14 protein-coding genes and 1 tRNA gene are annotated in these 14394 nt (G+C 69.4%); 9 read left to right on the forward strand and 6 right to left on the reverse strand.

Annotated elements, in window-relative coordinates; translation table 11 throughout:
- Positions 1-374: 374 nt before the first annotated feature.
- The 3 genes from CSC70_RS02410 to ubiA all read left to right on the forward strand — a co-directional run bounded on the left by CSC70_RS02410 (position 375) and on the right by ubiA (position 2103).
- Positions 375-860: a transposase gene (locus CSC70_RS02410; protein WP_162455030.1), complete on the forward strand. Its 486-nt coding sequence runs from the start codon at positions 375-377 to the stop codon at positions 858-860.
- A gap of 135 nt (positions 861-995) precedes the next feature.
- A tRNA-Arg gene (locus tag CSC70_RS02415) sits at positions 996-1072 on the forward strand.
- Between the two features lie 152 nt (positions 1073-1224).
- Positions 1225-2103, forward strand: a complete 879-nt coding sequence (ubiA, locus tag CSC70_RS02420) for a 4-hydroxybenzoate octaprenyltransferase (RefSeq protein ID WP_162455031.1) — start codon at positions 1225-1227, stop codon at positions 2101-2103.
- Positions 2104-2161: 58 nt separating this feature from the next.
- Here the strand turns inward: ubiA and CSC70_RS02425 are convergent, their stop codons facing one another.
- Together CSC70_RS02425 and CSC70_RS02430 are read right to left on the reverse strand one after the other, a co-directional pair.
- Positions 2162-2725: an HdeD family acid-resistance protein gene (locus CSC70_RS02425; RefSeq protein WP_162455032.1), complete on the reverse strand. Its 564-nt coding sequence runs from the start codon at positions 2723-2725 to the stop codon at positions 2162-2164.
- Positions 2726-2844: 119 nt separating this feature from the next.
- Positions 2845-3579 (reverse strand): ComF family protein, encoded by a 735-nt coding sequence (locus CSC70_RS02430; RefSeq protein ID WP_162455033.1) that lies wholly within the window; start codon positions 3577-3579, stop codon positions 2845-2847.
- A gap of 49 nt (positions 3580-3628) precedes the next feature.
- Here CSC70_RS02430 and bioB point away from each other — a divergent pair, with 49 nt between their 5' ends.
- The 4 genes from bioB to bioC are packed head-to-tail and all read left to right on the forward strand — an operon-like array spanning position 3629 to position 7560.
- Positions 3629-4657, forward strand: coding sequence for a biotin synthase BioB (bioB, locus tag CSC70_RS02435; RefSeq protein WP_162455034.1), 1029 nt, complete (start codon positions 3629-3631; stop codon positions 4655-4657).
- Between the two features lie 46 nt (positions 4658-4703).
- A complete protein-coding gene (gene bioF, locus CSC70_RS02440) occupies positions 4704-5903 on the forward strand; it encodes an 8-amino-7-oxononanoate synthase (protein WP_162455035.1) in 1200 nt (399 codons plus the stop codon).
- An 8-nt stretch (positions 5904-5911) separates the two neighbouring features.
- The gene (gene bioH, locus CSC70_RS02445; protein ID WP_162455330.1) at positions 5912-6676 is read left to right on the forward strand and encodes a pimeloyl-ACP methyl ester esterase BioH; all 765 of its coding nucleotides are present in this window, start codon (positions 5912-5914) and stop codon (positions 6674-6676) included.
- Complete coding sequence (gene bioC, locus CSC70_RS02450) at positions 6673-7560, forward strand: malonyl-ACP O-methyltransferase BioC (RefSeq protein ID WP_162455036.1); 888 nt, start codon at positions 6673-6675, stop codon at positions 7558-7560. The genes bioH and bioC overlap by 4 nt, the downstream gene beginning before the upstream one ends.
- On the opposite strand, the gene CSC70_RS02455 is transcribed toward bioC, so the two are convergent.
- The 4 genes from CSC70_RS02455 to CSC70_RS02470 form a co-directional block, all read right to left on the reverse strand.
- A complete protein-coding gene (locus CSC70_RS02455; protein WP_162455037.1) occupies positions 7525-9057 on the reverse strand; it encodes an ArnT family glycosyltransferase in 1533 nt (510 codons plus the stop codon). The genes bioC and CSC70_RS02455 overlap by 36 nt on opposite strands.
- A gap of 87 nt (positions 9058-9144) precedes the next feature.
- Entirely contained in the window at positions 9145-9576 is a 432-nt protein-coding gene (locus CSC70_RS02460) for a ketosteroid isomerase-related protein (RefSeq protein WP_162455038.1), read from the reverse strand.
- A gap of 62 nt (positions 9577-9638) precedes the next feature.
- Positions 9639-10253: a YdcF family protein gene (locus CSC70_RS02465; protein ID WP_246189296.1), complete on the reverse strand. Its 615-nt coding sequence runs from the start codon at positions 10251-10253 to the stop codon at positions 9639-9641.
- The gene (locus CSC70_RS02470; protein WP_246189297.1) at positions 10250-11212 is read right to left on the reverse strand and encodes a pyridoxal-phosphate dependent enzyme; all 963 of its coding nucleotides are present in this window, start codon (positions 11210-11212) and stop codon (positions 10250-10252) included. Before CSC70_RS02470 ends, CSC70_RS02465 begins: the two co-directional genes overlap by 4 nt.
- Before the next feature lie 178 nt (positions 11213-11390).
- Here CSC70_RS02470 and CSC70_RS14660 point away from each other — a divergent pair, with 178 nt between their 5' ends.
- Together CSC70_RS14660 and mnmG are read left to right on the forward strand one after the other, a co-directional pair.
- On the forward strand, positions 11391-12035 hold the full coding sequence (locus CSC70_RS14660; RefSeq protein ID WP_246189298.1) for a hypothetical protein: 645 nt from the start codon (positions 11391-11393) through the stop codon (positions 12033-12035).
- A 462-nt stretch (positions 12036-12497) separates the two neighbouring features.
- A complete protein-coding gene (gene mnmG / locus CSC70_RS02480; RefSeq protein WP_162455333.1) occupies positions 12498-14387 on the forward strand; it encodes a tRNA uridine-5-carboxymethylaminomethyl(34) synthesis enzyme MnmG in 1890 nt (629 codons plus the stop codon).
- Positions 14388-14394: the final 7 nt, after the last annotated feature.

Raw genomic sequence — 14394 nt, forward strand, 5'->3', positions numbered from 1 at the left:
CCCGCGGCCCCTTCTGCAGTCATCGTTCCTGTTTCGCGAACCGAGGATTCGCAAAACAGGGAATGTGATGCGCTTCACCTTGCCTAACCTGAATTGCAGGAGCAGTGGTCGTGTGGTTGCCATACAGGATGAGGGCATGCCACATCCGCGGGTCAGGGACCCCGCGGCCATGCGGCACCTTCGGGTGTCGCATGGCGACGCCAAGGAACCGCGGCACCCGGACTCCGGAACGGTGGGCGACAGGAGTTGCCACACCGGATGCGATCGGTCCCAGGGACGGGATACAGGGAAGCAAGGGAACGGAGCCTCCGTGGTGTCCTTCGGATTCCCCGGAGACAAATACCCAGGACAGTCACAAGTTGAGGAGGAGCGCCATGGCATTGACGCCAGACAACATGATTTCCCGGTCCGTTCCGGACGGCATGCCGGGAGGGGCGGGATTTCCGGCCCCGCGGCTGCAGTCGATCGAACACAGCCAGCCGGTGCGGTTCCGCGCCGCCGGTCCGGCCGCGATCGACGACATGAACTGGAAGAAGATCGTGCGCGTGCTGCCAGGCCGCGTCGGCGTGCGCGCCAGCAACGGCGGCAGCGCCAAGCGCTTCCTCGAAGCCGTGGTCTGGGTCGCGCAGACCCGCGCCTACTGGTCGGACATCCCGGCCGAGTTCGGCAACTGGCACACCATCTACATCCGCTTCGGCCGCTGGTGCAACGAAGGCCTGTGGCCGAAGGTGATCGACGCCATGCACGACCTGCCGGAAATGCAGACCGCGCTGTCGGTGATGGTCGAGAAGTACCTGACCAACGACTACAACCGGCGCATGCGCCGCAGCCGCCTGAAGGCGGCCGCCAACGGCAACTGAAGCCTCTTCCGCACTTCCGCCGCCTCCCCGCAACGGGGAGGCTCGCCGGAAGTCGCTGCACAGCGGATGACCCTCGCCCGCAGCGGGCGCGATTCATGGCGCAAGGAGTTCCCGCCGGCTACAATGCCCGGCCACGCGCCTGTAGCTCAGCCGGATAGAGTAGTGGCTTCCGAAGCCATTGGTCGGGGGTTCGAATCCCTCCAGGCGCGCCATTGATTCTGGTGGGTAGTGGTTGCGACTGGAAGGACGGTTCGGATGGCGGTGACGGCGTCCTCGATTCGGAACTTCACGAGGCACCGAACCCACATGCACATGAAGCGGTCTGTCGGTGCCGATACCTGACGAACGTGTCAAAGGGCTCTCCATGCCGCGCTGGCGCGAACGGCTGGGGCAGTACTGGAAGCTGGTCCGCGGCGACCGCCCGATCGGCACACTGTTGCTACTGTGGCCGACTTGGTGGGCGCTGTGGATCGCGGCCGGCGGCCTGCCGCCGCTGTGGACGCTGTTCGTGTTCACTGCCGGGGTGTGGCTGACGCGTTCGGCCGGTTGCGTGATCAACGACTACGCCGACCGCTGGCTGGATCCGCAGGTCGAACGCACCCGCGAGCGGCCGCTGGCGACTGGCGCGGTCAGTGGTCGCGAGGCGCTGGCGGTGTTCGCGGTACTGATGCTGATCGCCTTCGGCCTGGTGCTGACGATGAACCGGCTGACGGTGTGGTTGAGCGTCGTCGGCCTGTTGCTGGCGGCCAGCTATCCCTACCTGAAGCGCTACACCTACCTGCCACAGGTCTATCTGGGCCTGGCCTTCGGCTGGGGCATTCCGATGGCCTTCGCCGCGGTGCAGGGCGCGCTGCCGGCCGAGGCATGGCTGCTGTACGGCGCCAATATCCTGTGGGCCACCGCCTACGACACCTGGTACGCGATGGTCGACCGCGAGGACGACATCCGCGCCGGTTCCAAATCCACCGCCATCCTGTTCGGCGATCTGGACCTGGTCATCCAGGGCATCCTGTACGCGCTGACCTTGCTGGTGCTGGCGCGCGCCGGGGTGCAAGCCGGACTCGGTCCGTACTACTGGGCCGGGCTCGGCGTGGCGCTGCTGTTGGTAGCGTGGGAATTCCGGATGGCGCGCGGCCGTGACCGCGCGGGCTGCTTCCGCGCCTTCCTGCACAACAACTGGATCGGGATGGCGGTGTTCGCCGGCATCGTCCTGCACTACGCGCTGCAACCGGCAACGGCCTGAGCCGGCCGCAAACGAAACGGGCGGCCGCAGCCGCCCGTGCGTTCGGCAGGGCCGGCGATTACTTGAACTTGCGCAGCTTGAACGCGGCGACGATCTGGAACACGCCATACACCAGCGCCAGCGCGCCGATCCACAGCGTCGTCACTGCCACCCCGGCCAGCGGCTTGGCCACGAACATGATGCCCAAGATGATGCTGAGCGCACCGCTGAGGATGATCATCCACTCGCCTTCGATCAGCTTGCGCACCTTGATCGCGAACACGATGCGGAAGATTCCGCCGACGATCAGCCAGGCCGCCAGCAGCATCAGCAGCACTGCGGCGGTGGCAACCGGGTTGAGCACAGCCAGCACGCCGAACGCGATCGAGACCAGGGCATAGAACAGCAGCCAGCCCTTGGATACCGCGACCTGCTTGTCGAACAGGGCGAACAGGCTGACCAAGCCCTCGGCCACGGCCAGGATGCCGATGGTCCAGGCCAGCGCGGCGGCGGCCTGCAGCGGATGCAGCAGGGCCACGACGCCGAAGATCACGGCGAACAGGCCATACACCAGCAGAACCCACCAGCTGCGCCCCAGCAGGGAAAGCGGGGTCACCGGCGTCGTTTGTGCGGTTTCGTTCATGCGTCCGTCTCCATTGATTGACAGGGAATGCGGTCGGTCGGGAGGGCCATCGGCACCGGCCCGCGGCAATTGTGACAGGAATTGACAATTAGCTGCGGTCGGCCGCCCGTGGCGAGCGCTCAGGGCACCCGTGCGCAGACCCAGGCATCGACGCGCGCTACGCCGGCGCGGCGCAGGGCAAGGGCGGCCGCATGCAGGGTCGCCCCGGTGGTCATGACATCGTCGATCAGGACCACATGGGCGGGCAGCGCAGCGCCTTCCGTGACCCGAAAGGCGCCGCGCAGGTTGCGGTGGCGGGCGCCGGCATCCAGTTCCGATTGCGCCGCGGTGTGCTGCCGGCGGACCAGGGCGTCGCCCAATAGCGGGATCCCCAGCTGCCGCGCCAGCGGGCGGGCCAGTTCCAGCGCCTGGTCGTAGCCGCGCCGACGCAGACGCCGCGCATGCAGCGGGATCGGAAGCAGGGCGTCGGGACGCGGCAGCGCGGCCATCGCCTCGGTCATCAGGCCGGCCATCAGCCGCCCGGCGGCCAGGTCGTGGTGGAACTTGAAGCGCGGCACCAGCCGGTCGAACGGGAAGCCGTAGACGAAGCCGGCACGGACTTCGTCCAGCGGCGGCGGCTGGCGCAGGCAATCGCCGCAGACGCCACCGCTGTCGTCCGCCGGCAGCGGCAGGGCGCAGCGCAGGCAGGCGTGCCGGTTCCAGGGCAGGGCCCGCGCGCAGGCGCGGCACAGGTCGCGGCCGTCGGTGCCCGCTTCCCCGCACAGCAGGCAGTGTGGCGCCAGCAGCGCATGGCCCAGCGCCCGCAACGCGCCGTAAACTTTTCCGCAAGTGTTTTGGTTGACAGGGTCGGGCATGGTGACCAGACTGCCGCCCTTGCCCGCCGCCGTCTGTCAGGAAATGCCGATGTCTGCTGTCATCCCGCCGGAAATCTTGCGCCACGACTGGGACCGCGCCGAGCTGCTGGCGCTGTTCGAATTGCCGTTCACCGAGCTGCTGCACCGCGCCGCCAGCGTGCATCGCCGCCATTTCGATCCGGCCGAGGTCCAGGTCAGCACCCTGCTGTCGGTCAAGACCGGTGGTTGTCCGGAGGATTGCGGTTACTGCCCGCAAGCGCAGCGCTACCACACCGGGGTCGAGGCGACCAAGCTGATGAGCGCCGAGGCGGTGCTGGACAAGGCCCGCCAGGCCAAGGCCGCCGGCGCCTCGCGCTTCTGCATGGGTGCGGCCTGGCGTTCGCCGAAGGACCGCGACATCCCCAAGGTGGCCGAGATGATCCGCCAAGTGAAGTCGCTGGGGCTGGAGACCTGCGCCACCCTCGGCATGCTCGGCCACGGCCAGGCGCAGGCGCTGAAGGACGCCGGGCTGGACTACTACAACCACAACCTGGACACCGCGCCGGAGCACTACGGCGACATCATCCGCACCCGCGAGTATCAGGACCGCCTGGACACGCTGGAGCACGTACGCGAGGTCGGCATGAAGACCTGCTGCGGCGGCATCGTCGGCATGGGCGAAACCCGCGAACAGCGCGCCGGCCTGCTGCAGGCGCTGGCCAACCTGCCGGCGCACCCGGATTCGGTGCCGATCAACCGGCTGGTGCAGGTGGCGGGCACGCCGCTGCACGGCACCGCGTTGCTGGATCCGTTCGAATTCGTGCGCACGATCGCGGTGGCGCGGATCGCGATGCCGCGCTCGATGGTGCGGCTGTCGGCCGGCCGCGAGGAGATGAGCGACGAACTGCAGGCGTTGTGCTTCGCCGCCGGCGCCAACTCGATCTTCTACGGCGAAAAGCTGCTGACCACCGGCAACCCGGATGTCGAGCGCGACCAGGCCCTGTTCGCCCGCCTCGGCCTGCGGTCGATGCAGGTGGCGGCCGAAAGCGCTACCGTACACGCCGAGATCGTCGAACCGGCGTGCGGACAGGCGGCCTGAGCGCACCGCCGCCGTCGCCGAACCTCACCGTTTCAGGAACCGGACCATGGCCCGCCCCGACCTCCACGACCGCATCCAGGGACTGCGCAAGCTCCGCTTGGCGCAGAACCGCGTGCGCGTGCGACGGACGATCAGCCGCCGCGACGGCGCACGGGTCGAAGTGGACGGGCGTTGGCTGACCGAGTTCTGCAGCAACGACTATCTGGGTCTGTCGCAGCAGTTCGAGGCGGTTACCGCCCTGCAGGATGCGGCCGGCCGCGACGGCATCGGCGCCGGCGCCTCGCATCTGGTCTGCGGCCATCATGCCGCGCACGAGCAGCTCGAGCGCGAGATCGCCGACTGGCTGCAATACCCGCGCGGACTGCTGTTCGGCAGTGGCTTCCTGGCCAACCTGGCGGTGCAGCAGGCGCTGCTGCTGGAAGAGAGCGACGTCTGCGTGCAGGACCGCCTGAACCATGCCAGCCTGCTCGACGCCACCCGCCTGGCCGGCTGCCACCTGCGCCGCTATCCGCATGCCGATCCCGAAGGCGCCGTGCGCCAGCTGCGGCATGAAGGCAATGGCGCGGCGATGCTGGTCACCGACGGCGTGTTCAGCATGGATGGCGATGTCGCGCCGCTGCGCGCGCTGCACCTGGCCGCGCGCATGCAGCAGGCGCTGCTGTACGTGGACGACGCCCACGGCGTCGGCGTGCTCGGCCCCGAAGGACGCGGCAGCGTGGCCGAGGCGCGGCTGGGAGTGAAGGAAGTACCGCTGCAGCTGGTGACCCTGGGCAAGGCGCTGGGCGGCTACGGCGCCGTGGTGCTGGGCGAGGACGCGCTGATCCAGCATCTGGCCGAAACCGCGCGGCCCTACATCTACACCACCGCATTGCCGCCGGCGCTGGCCGCGGCGATGGCGGTCGGCGTGCGCCATGCGCGCCGCGACCAGTGGCGGCGCGACAAGCTGCAGGCGCTGGTCGAACGCTTCGCCACCGCGACCCTGCGCGAAGGCCTGCAGCGGCTGCCGTCGGATTCGCCGATCCAACCGATCCTGTGCGGCGACGACGCCAGCGCGCTGGCGATGTCGGCGGCGCTGGAACGCGCCGGCTTCTGGGTGCCGGCGATCCGTCCGCCGACCGTGCCCGAGGGCCGCGCGCGGCTGCGGATCACCTTGTCGGTGCTGCACGGCGCCGCCGACGTCGACGTGCTGGTGGCCGAACTGGCGCGCGCGCGCGACGCCCTCCCGCGCCTGTCCGGCGCCGCCTGAGCGTGACCCTGCACATCCGCACGGTGGGCGCCGGCCCGCCGATCGTGCTGCTTCATGGCTGGGCGCTGCATGGGGGCGTGTTCGAACCGCTGCTGCAGCGCCTGCACGACCGCTACCAATTGCACCTGGTCGATCTGCCGGGCCACGGCGGCAGCCGCGACAGCGATCTGCCGCTGGCGTTGCAGCCCTGCGTCGACGAAATCGCGGCGCGCACGCCCGACGCGGTCTGGTTGGGCTGGTCGCTGGGCGGGCTGTTCGCGCTGAAGGCAGCGGCCATGCTGCCGCAGGTGCGCGGCCTGGTCATGCTGGCGTCGACGCCGCGCTTCGTGCAGGGGCCGGACTGGCCGGATGCGGTGGAGGCGACGGTGTTCGCCCAGTTCGCCCGCGACCTGGAGCAGGATTATCGCGGCACGCTGGATCGCTTCCTGGCGCTGGACGCGCTGGGCTCGGAACACGCCCGCGCCGAATTGCGCCGCTTGCGCGCGGCACTGCACGCGGGCGGCGAGCCGGCGCCGCGGGCCTTGCAGCAGGGCCTGCAACTGCTCGCGCGCAGCGACCTGCGCCACCTGCTGCCGGGCCTGCCGGTGCCGAGCCTGTGGATTTCCGGTCGCCGCGACCGCCTGGTGCCGGCGGCCGGCATGCAGGCCGCGGCCGCTTCGGCGCCTGCCAGTGGATTCCTCGATTTACCGCGCGGCGGGCACGCGCCGTTCCTCGGCCAGGCCGACGAGGTTGCCGCGCGGTTGGCCGATTTCGTTGGCGGATTGCCGGCATGAGCGAACTGTTCGACCGCCGTCAGGTCCGGCGCGCGTTCTCGCGCTCGGCCGCCAGCTACGAAGGCGCCGCCGCCCTGCAGCGCCAGGTCGAACAGCACCTGCTGGAATCGCTGGATTACCTGGATGGCCGTGAGCCGCAGGTGGTGCTGGATGTCGGCAGCGGCCCGGCGCACGCGGCGGCGGCGATGAAGAAGCGCTGGCCACGGGCGCAGGTGCTGGCGCTGGATCTGGCCCTGCCGATGCTGCGGCAGGCGAAGAAGCAGGCGGGGTGGGGGAAGCCTTTCCACCGCGTCTGCGCCGACGCGCGCGCGCTGCCGCTGGCCGAGGGCAGGGTGGACGTGCTGTTCAGCAACCTGTGCCTGCAATGGGTCGAAGACCTGCCGGCAGTGTTCGCCGGCTTCCGCCGCGTGCTGCGGCCGGGCGGCCTGCTGCTGTGTTCGACCTTCGGCCCCGAGACCCTGCACGAACTGCGCACGGCCTTCGCCGCAGCCGACGAGCGTCCGCACGTCAGTCCGTTCGCCGACATCGCCGGCTTCGGCGATGCGCTGATGCGCGCCGGTTTCCGCGATCCGGTGCTGGACCGCGACCGCTACACCCTGACCTATCCCGACCTGCCGGCGCTGATGCGCGAGTTGCGCGCGCTGGGGGCGACCAATGCCCTGCACTCGCGCCGGCACACGCTGACCGGGCGCGCGCGCTTCGCGGCGGCGGCGGCGGCCTACGAACCGTTGCGGATGGCCGACGGCCGTCTGCCGAGCAGCTGGGACGTGATCCACGCGCAGGCCTGGGCGCCCGAACCCGGTGCGCCGATCCGCGGCGGCGATGGCGACATTGCCACGGTGCCGTTATCAGCCATCCCGATCCGCCGGCGCGGGCAGGGTTGAGGCCGGCGTCACCACGAACATCACCCGGCCCTCGTAGGGCTCGCCCAATACCTGCGCGTGGTAGCCCAGTTCGGCAATCCGCGCCTGCAGCGAAGGCCACAGCGCCTGTTTGCAGATCCACAGCACGTCCGGCTCGCGCTCGGCCAGCTCCTGCGCCAAGTCGGCGTCGAAGCCGGGGTTGAAGCGCGGCTGCGGGCGCGGCAAGGGATGCGGATAGATGCGCTCGATTTCGGTGCCGAGCTCCAGATGCAGGCCGTAGCGCGCCATGTCGTCGACGAACACCACCTCGCGCACCACGAACGGCGCGCGCTCGCGGATCGCCTCGGCCCAGGCGGAGGCATCCTTGTGGGTCGGCCAGCCGGCGCTGGCCAGGCGCAGGCCTAGCACCACCACCGCCCACAGCAGCAGCCAGCGCCAGCGCAGCGGCGCGCCGGCCGGACTGCGCGCGGCGATCAGCAGCGCCAGCGGCACGAACAGCGGTAACAGGTACAACGGCAAGCGCGAGCGCGACAAGCAGAAGACCAGTAGCGGCAACAGCAACCACACGGTCAGCAAAAGCAGCGGCGCATCGGCGTCGCGCGCGGCCGGCTCGCGCCACCAGCGCCGCAATTGTCCCGGCAATGCGCCGGTGACTCCCAGCAGGCCGCGCGTCCATGGCAGGCTGCCCAGCAGCAGGGTCGGCGCGTACACCCACAGCCAGCCGTACCACTGGCCGTTGCGGTTGAAGTGATCGGTGGCGATCCGGTTGTAGATTTCGTCGCCGACGAAATAGTCCAGCAGCCCCGGCGTGCCCAGGATCACCGCCACATACCACGGCAGCGCCAGCAGCACGAACAGCGCCAGCCCCGACCACTGCATTACCGACCGCCGCTGCGGTCCCGGTGCCAGCAGGTTGAACAGCAGCATCACCGCCAGCGGCAGCAGTCCGGGCGGACCCTTGGTCAGGAACGCCAGCGCCAGCGCGACCCACAGCAGCAGCATCCAGCCCAGGCCGCGGCGCCCGGAGGCGGCGAAGCGCGCTTCGACGAAGGCCCACATCGCCAGCGTCTCGCAGGCGGCCAACAGGAAGTCGGTGGTGATCAGCGAAGCGGCGCCGAACGGCAGCAGCATGGTCGCGTAGACCAGGCCGGCGCGATCCTCGCGCCCGGGCAGCAGGCGGCGGGCGATCCGCCAGGCCAGCAGCGTGCACAGCAGGTAGCTGAGCGCCGCCGGCAGCCGCGCCGCCCACGGTTTCGGCCCGAAGCCGGCGATCGAGGCGGCGATCGTCCAGTAAGTCAGCGGCGGCTTGGTCCAGTGCCCGGTTTCGTGGTGACGCTTGGGATGCACCCAGTCGCCGCTGTCGAGCATCTGCAGGGCGACATTGGTGTAGCGGCCTTCGTCCGGATCCCAGATGCCGCGGCTGCCGAGAAAGGCGAACGCGAGCAGCAGGGCCAGCGCGGCCAGCCGCAGGCTCGGCGAAGCCGTCAACACATGGCAGCGGCGGAGCAGTTCGGACATGCACCGGGATCGACGTCGGGGGTGCCCAGCAATAGTCCGGGCGGCGTCGAAAAAGCGTCCGAAGCCGCCACCGCGGCATGCAACGGTTCAGCCGCGGCTTACCTGCGCGATCCAGTCCTGCAGGTTGTAGTAATTGCTGACCCGGGCGATGCGCTCGTGGCGGATCTCGAAGAACGCGCCGCCGGGCAACACGTAGCCTTGCCCGTTGGCCGGCGGCAGGCCTTCGTCGTCGCGCAGGTACTCCCCGTGCACGACATACTCGGCGGCGGCGCGGTCACCATCGGGCGAGGCCATCACCACGATATCGCGCAACTGTTCGCGATAGCACGCATCCATCCGCGTCAGGAAGGTGGCGAAAGCATTGCGGCCGGTTTCGCGCGGGCCCTGGTTGAGGTCGTGCACGACATCGTCGGCGAGCAGGACCAGCATGCCGTCGCGGTCGCCGCGGTTGAAAGCGGCGTAGTAGGCCAGGACCAGTTCGATGGCGCGATCCTGCTTGCGGGAACCGTCGATGATCATGCGCGGGAGGCGGTGGCGAAGGCGTGGCCCGGCAGTATAGCCGTGCCATCGCGGCGAGCGGCTCAGCTCGGCTTGACCACGCGGTCGCGATGGAAGAAATACACCTCCTGCAACAGGAAGCGCCAGCGCGTGCTGAGGCTGCGAAAGCGGCTGGTCGGGGTTGGCGAACCGACCGCGGCAATGCCGGCATCGTCGGCCAGGCGCAGGGCGCGCGCCATGTGCAGCGGGTCGCTGACGATGATCGCGCTGTGCAGGTCGTGGGTGTGCATCACCCGCGAAGCCTGCTGCAGGTTCTGCCAGGTGGTGCGGGATACCGATTCGATCAGGATCGCTTCTTCCGGCACGCCGTGGCGCAACGCATAGCGGCGCGCCACCTGGGCTTCGGAGAAGCGCGCGCCCGAGCCACCATAGCCGCCGGTGAAGATCAGCTTGCCGGCCAGCCCGCGCTGGTACAGGTCGATGCCGTGGCGAATACGCTCCTCGAACACCGGCGAGGGATTGGCGTCGTAGGCGGCCGCGCCGAGCACGATGATCGCGTCGGCCGGCGCGGCCTGGTCGCGTTCGCCGACCACGGCGATGTAGACCGCCACCGCGCACAGCCACAGCACGGCCAGCAGGCCCAGCCGCCACAGCCAGCTCCAGATGCCGCGCCGGCGCGGTTTGCCGCGGGCATTCACGGCGCGCTCCAGGGCAGGGCGTCCAGATCGACGTTGCCACCGGACAGGATCAGGCCGACCCGCTGCCCGGCAAAGCGCTCGGGTTGCTGCAGCACCGCGGCCAGCGCGATCGCCGAGGACGGCTCGACGATCAGCTTCAGCACCTGCCACAGCAGGCGCATCGCCGCCGTGGTGGCGGCATCGTCGACCACGATCGCTTGCACGCCGTGATCGCGCAGGATGGCGAAGTTGGGTTCGCCGAGGCTGCCGCGCAGGCCGTCGCAGATCGTGTCGGGCACGAAATCCACATCGTGCCGGCCCAGCGCCAGCGAACGGGCGGTGTCGGCCGCGCCTTCAGGCTCGGCCGCGAACACCTTGCACTGCGGCGCCAGCGCGGCGGCGGCGATGGCGGTGCCCGAGGCCAGGCCGCCGCCGCCGACCGGGATCACCAGCGCATCCAGTGGACCGGTGTGGTTGATCAGTTCCATCGCCGCCGTGCCCTGGCCGGCGATGACCCGCGCATCGGTGTAGGGATGGACCAGCTCGGCGCCGGTATCGGCCTGCACCTGCGCGCACATCGCTTCGCGCGCGGCGATGCCGGCCGCGCAGCGGTGCAGGATGGCGCCGTAGCGGCGGATCGACGCCAGCTTGGCTTCCACCGCGCCTTCGGGCACCACCACATGGCAGGCGATGCCGCGGGTCGCGGAGGCCAGCGCCAGTGCCGCGCCGTGGTTGCCGGAAGAATGGGTCACCACGCCGCGCCGCGCCGCGGTTTCGTCCAGCGACCACACCGCATTGCAGGCGCCGCGGAACTTGAACGCGCCGCTGCGTTGCAGGGGTTCGGCCTTGAAATGCAGTTGCGCGCCCGACAGTTCGTCGAGCGCGTGCGAACGCAGTACCGGTGTGACCCGTGCATGCGGCGCGATCCGGGCCGCGGCATCCAGCAGGTCGTCGAACGTGGGGAGTGCGGGTGGCATCATGGAAAGAGTAGCGTACCGGTTGCGGCGTGCTGTCGAAACTGAACCGAGTCACATGGACAAGATGAATGGAACAACGCGTTCCCGTACGACGCCGGCCGGATTAAGCACGCATTCAATGCCGGGCGCCGAATCTGCCAGTCACGGAAGCTGCGCTGTTTGCAGTACCACGGGGGTTGTGATGAAGAAACGTCTGTTGCTGGCCGCTGCGGTGGCCGCCGTCTCGCTGACCGGTTGCGTCACCTACGACTATGTCGATGGCAGCGCGCCGGGCGGCTATTACACCGGTCGCGCGTCGGTCGATTACGGCTATGGCGGCTATATCGGTTACGGCTCGCCGTATGGCTACTATGGCTACGGCAGCTACGGATATTCGCCGTACAGCTATTACCCCTACGGCTATTACGGCTACTACAGCTATCCGCGCTACCCCTATTACCGGCCGCCGTACAAGCCGCGCCCCGACGGCGACCACGATCATGGTCACGGCAACGGTGATCATCATGGCGGCGGGCATGCCGGTGGCGACAATCGGCCGCCGCCGTGGCGGGCGCCGGATGGCCGCTACATCCAGCCCGGCAGCCAGCCGAAGGTGCCGTCGCGCACGCGGGCTGCGGTCCCGAGCGCGCAGGGTGTGCGCAGCCAGCCGGCCGTCGCTCCGACCCGGCAGGTCGCACCCTCTTCTTCTTCCGTGCGTTCGGCTCCCGCTTCCCGCCCGCAATCGGCGCCGGCGTCGCGTGCTGCCAGCTCCTCCGGTCGCAGCATGTCGCGTTCCGTGTCGTCGCCGGCCCGTTCCGCGCCACGGGAGACGCGCGAGAAAGATTGACGGAGTTGGCTTGTCTGCGGATCGGCAGGGGCTCAAGCTGCAGGAACTGACCGGTTGCGTCGCTTTCTGACGTGTCAGGTAGGAAGTCTCCATGCCGATGTCCGGACGGGAAATCTGGATCCCCCCTGTTCCGGCCCCGCCGGATGTCGGCGCCTCTGCGGAAAGCCCGGTCGAGAGACCGGGCTTTCTTTTTCTCATCCTGTTGAATTTGAAAGGGTTTCCAGGACTTCCGCCAGGCAGGCGGACAAAGAAAGGGGCCGGCAGTCCCCCGACTACCGGCCCCTGGGCTTCCCCGATGCGTGCGGTGGCTGGCCCCTGTTCCAGTCCCAGCCTGCGCCCCTGGTCGCTTGCCGCATCGGGTGCCGGGAAGAAGGTGCAGATTCCGTGCCAACCACGTAAGCGCAGCGTGAGGAACCGGGACGGGTAGAATCCGCAACCGCACCCGACTTGCCTTTCGTGCCGATGCAGCAGGACTTCCACCACTACCAGGTCATCGTCGTCGGCGGTGGCCATGCCGGAACCGAGGCCGCGCTGGCCGCGGCGCGCGCCGGTGCGCGCACCCTGCTGCTGACCCACAACATCGAGACGGTCGGGGCGATGAGCTGCAACCCGGCCATCGGCGGCATCGGCAAGGGCCATCTGGTCCGCGAGATCGACGCGCTGGGCGGGATCATGGCCCGCGCCGCCGACGCCGCCGGCATCCAGTGGCGGCGGCTCAACGCTTCCAAGGGCCCGGCCGTGCGCGCGACGCGTGCGCAGGCGGACCGTTCGCTGTACCGCAGCTTCATCCGCCGCGCGGTCGAGAGCCAGCCCGGCCTGACCGTGTTCCAGGCCGCGGTGGACGATCTGCTGATCGAAAACGGCGCCGTGCACGGCGTGCTGACCCAGACCGGCTTGCGTTTCGAAGCGCCGGCCGTGGTGCTGACTGCCGGCACCTTCCTGGCTGGCAAGATCCACGTTGGCGATACCCAGTACGCCGCCGGTCGCATGGGCGACCCGCCCGCCACCACGCTGGCCGTGCGGTTGCGCGAAGGGCCGTTCGTGGTCGAACGGCTGAAGACCGGCACCCCGCCGCGGATTGACGGCCGTAGTCTGGATTGTTCGGTGATGCAGGAACAGCCCGGCGACGATCCGCGGCCGGTGTTCTCGTTCATGGGCAGCACCGCCGACCATCCGCGCCAGGTCAGCTGCTGGATCACCCACACCACCGAGCGCACCCACGAGATCATCCGCGCCGCACTGCATCGTTCACCGTTGTATTCGGGGCAGATCGAAGGCATCGGCCCGCGCTACTGCCCGTCGATCGAGGACAAGGTGGTGCGTTTCGCCGACAAGGCCAGCCACCAGATCTTCGTCGAGCCGGAAGGGCTGGATGTGGCCGAGATCTATCCCAACGGCATTTCCACCTCGCTGCCGTTCGACGTGCAGCTGGAACTGGTGCGCAGCATCCGCGGCTTCGAACACGCGCACATCACCCGCCCCGGCTATGCCATCGAATACGACTTCTTCGATCCGCGCGGGCTGAAGTCCTCGCTGGAAACCAAGGCGGTGGCCGGACTGTTCTTCGCCGGCCAGATCAACGGCACCACCGGCTACGAGGAAGCGGCGGCGCAAGGACTGGTGGCGGGCGTCAATGCGGCGCTCGCCGTGCAGCAGCGGGACGCGTGGTCGCCGCGCCGCGACCAGGCCTACATCGGCGTGCTGATCGACGACCTGATCACCCACGGCACCAACGAGCCGTACCGCATGTTCACCAGCCGCGCCGAATACCGGCTGCAGCTGCGCGAAGACAACGCCGATCTGCGCCTGACCGAGGCCGGGCGCGAACTGGGCCTGGTCGACGACGCGCGCTGGGCGGCGTTTTCGCGCAAGCGCGAGGCGATCGAGCGCGAAACACAACGCTTGCGTGGGCTGTGGGCCTCGCCGGCCAATGCGGCCGGACGTGAAGCGGTGGCCACGCTGGGCATCGAACTGAGCCGGGAGACGCATGCGCTGGACCTGCTGCGCCGCCCCGAACTGGATTACGCCGGGCTGACCGCGCTGAGCGCATTCGCGCCGGCCGTGGACGATGCGGCAGTGGCCGAACAGGTCGAGATCGAAGCCAAGTATTCCGGTTACCTGCAGCGCCAGCGCGACGAGATCGCGCGCCAGCAGCGCCACGGCGAAACGCCGATCCCACCCGGTTTCGACTATGCCCGGGTCCGCGGCCTGTCGGCCGAAGTGCAGCAGAAGCTGCTGCGCGTGCAGCCGCAGACCGTCGGCCAGGCCCAGCGCATCCCCGGCATGACACCGGCGGCGATCTCCCTGCTGCTGGTGCACCTGGAACGCGACCGCCGCGGCAAGGTGGCCTGACGACGGT

This window comes from Pseudoxanthomonas kalamensis DSM 18571 (genome assembly GCF_010211745.1).
Classification (GTDB): Bacteria; Pseudomonadota; Gammaproteobacteria; order Xanthomonadales; family Xanthomonadaceae; genus Pseudoxanthomonas_A; species Pseudoxanthomonas_A kalamensis.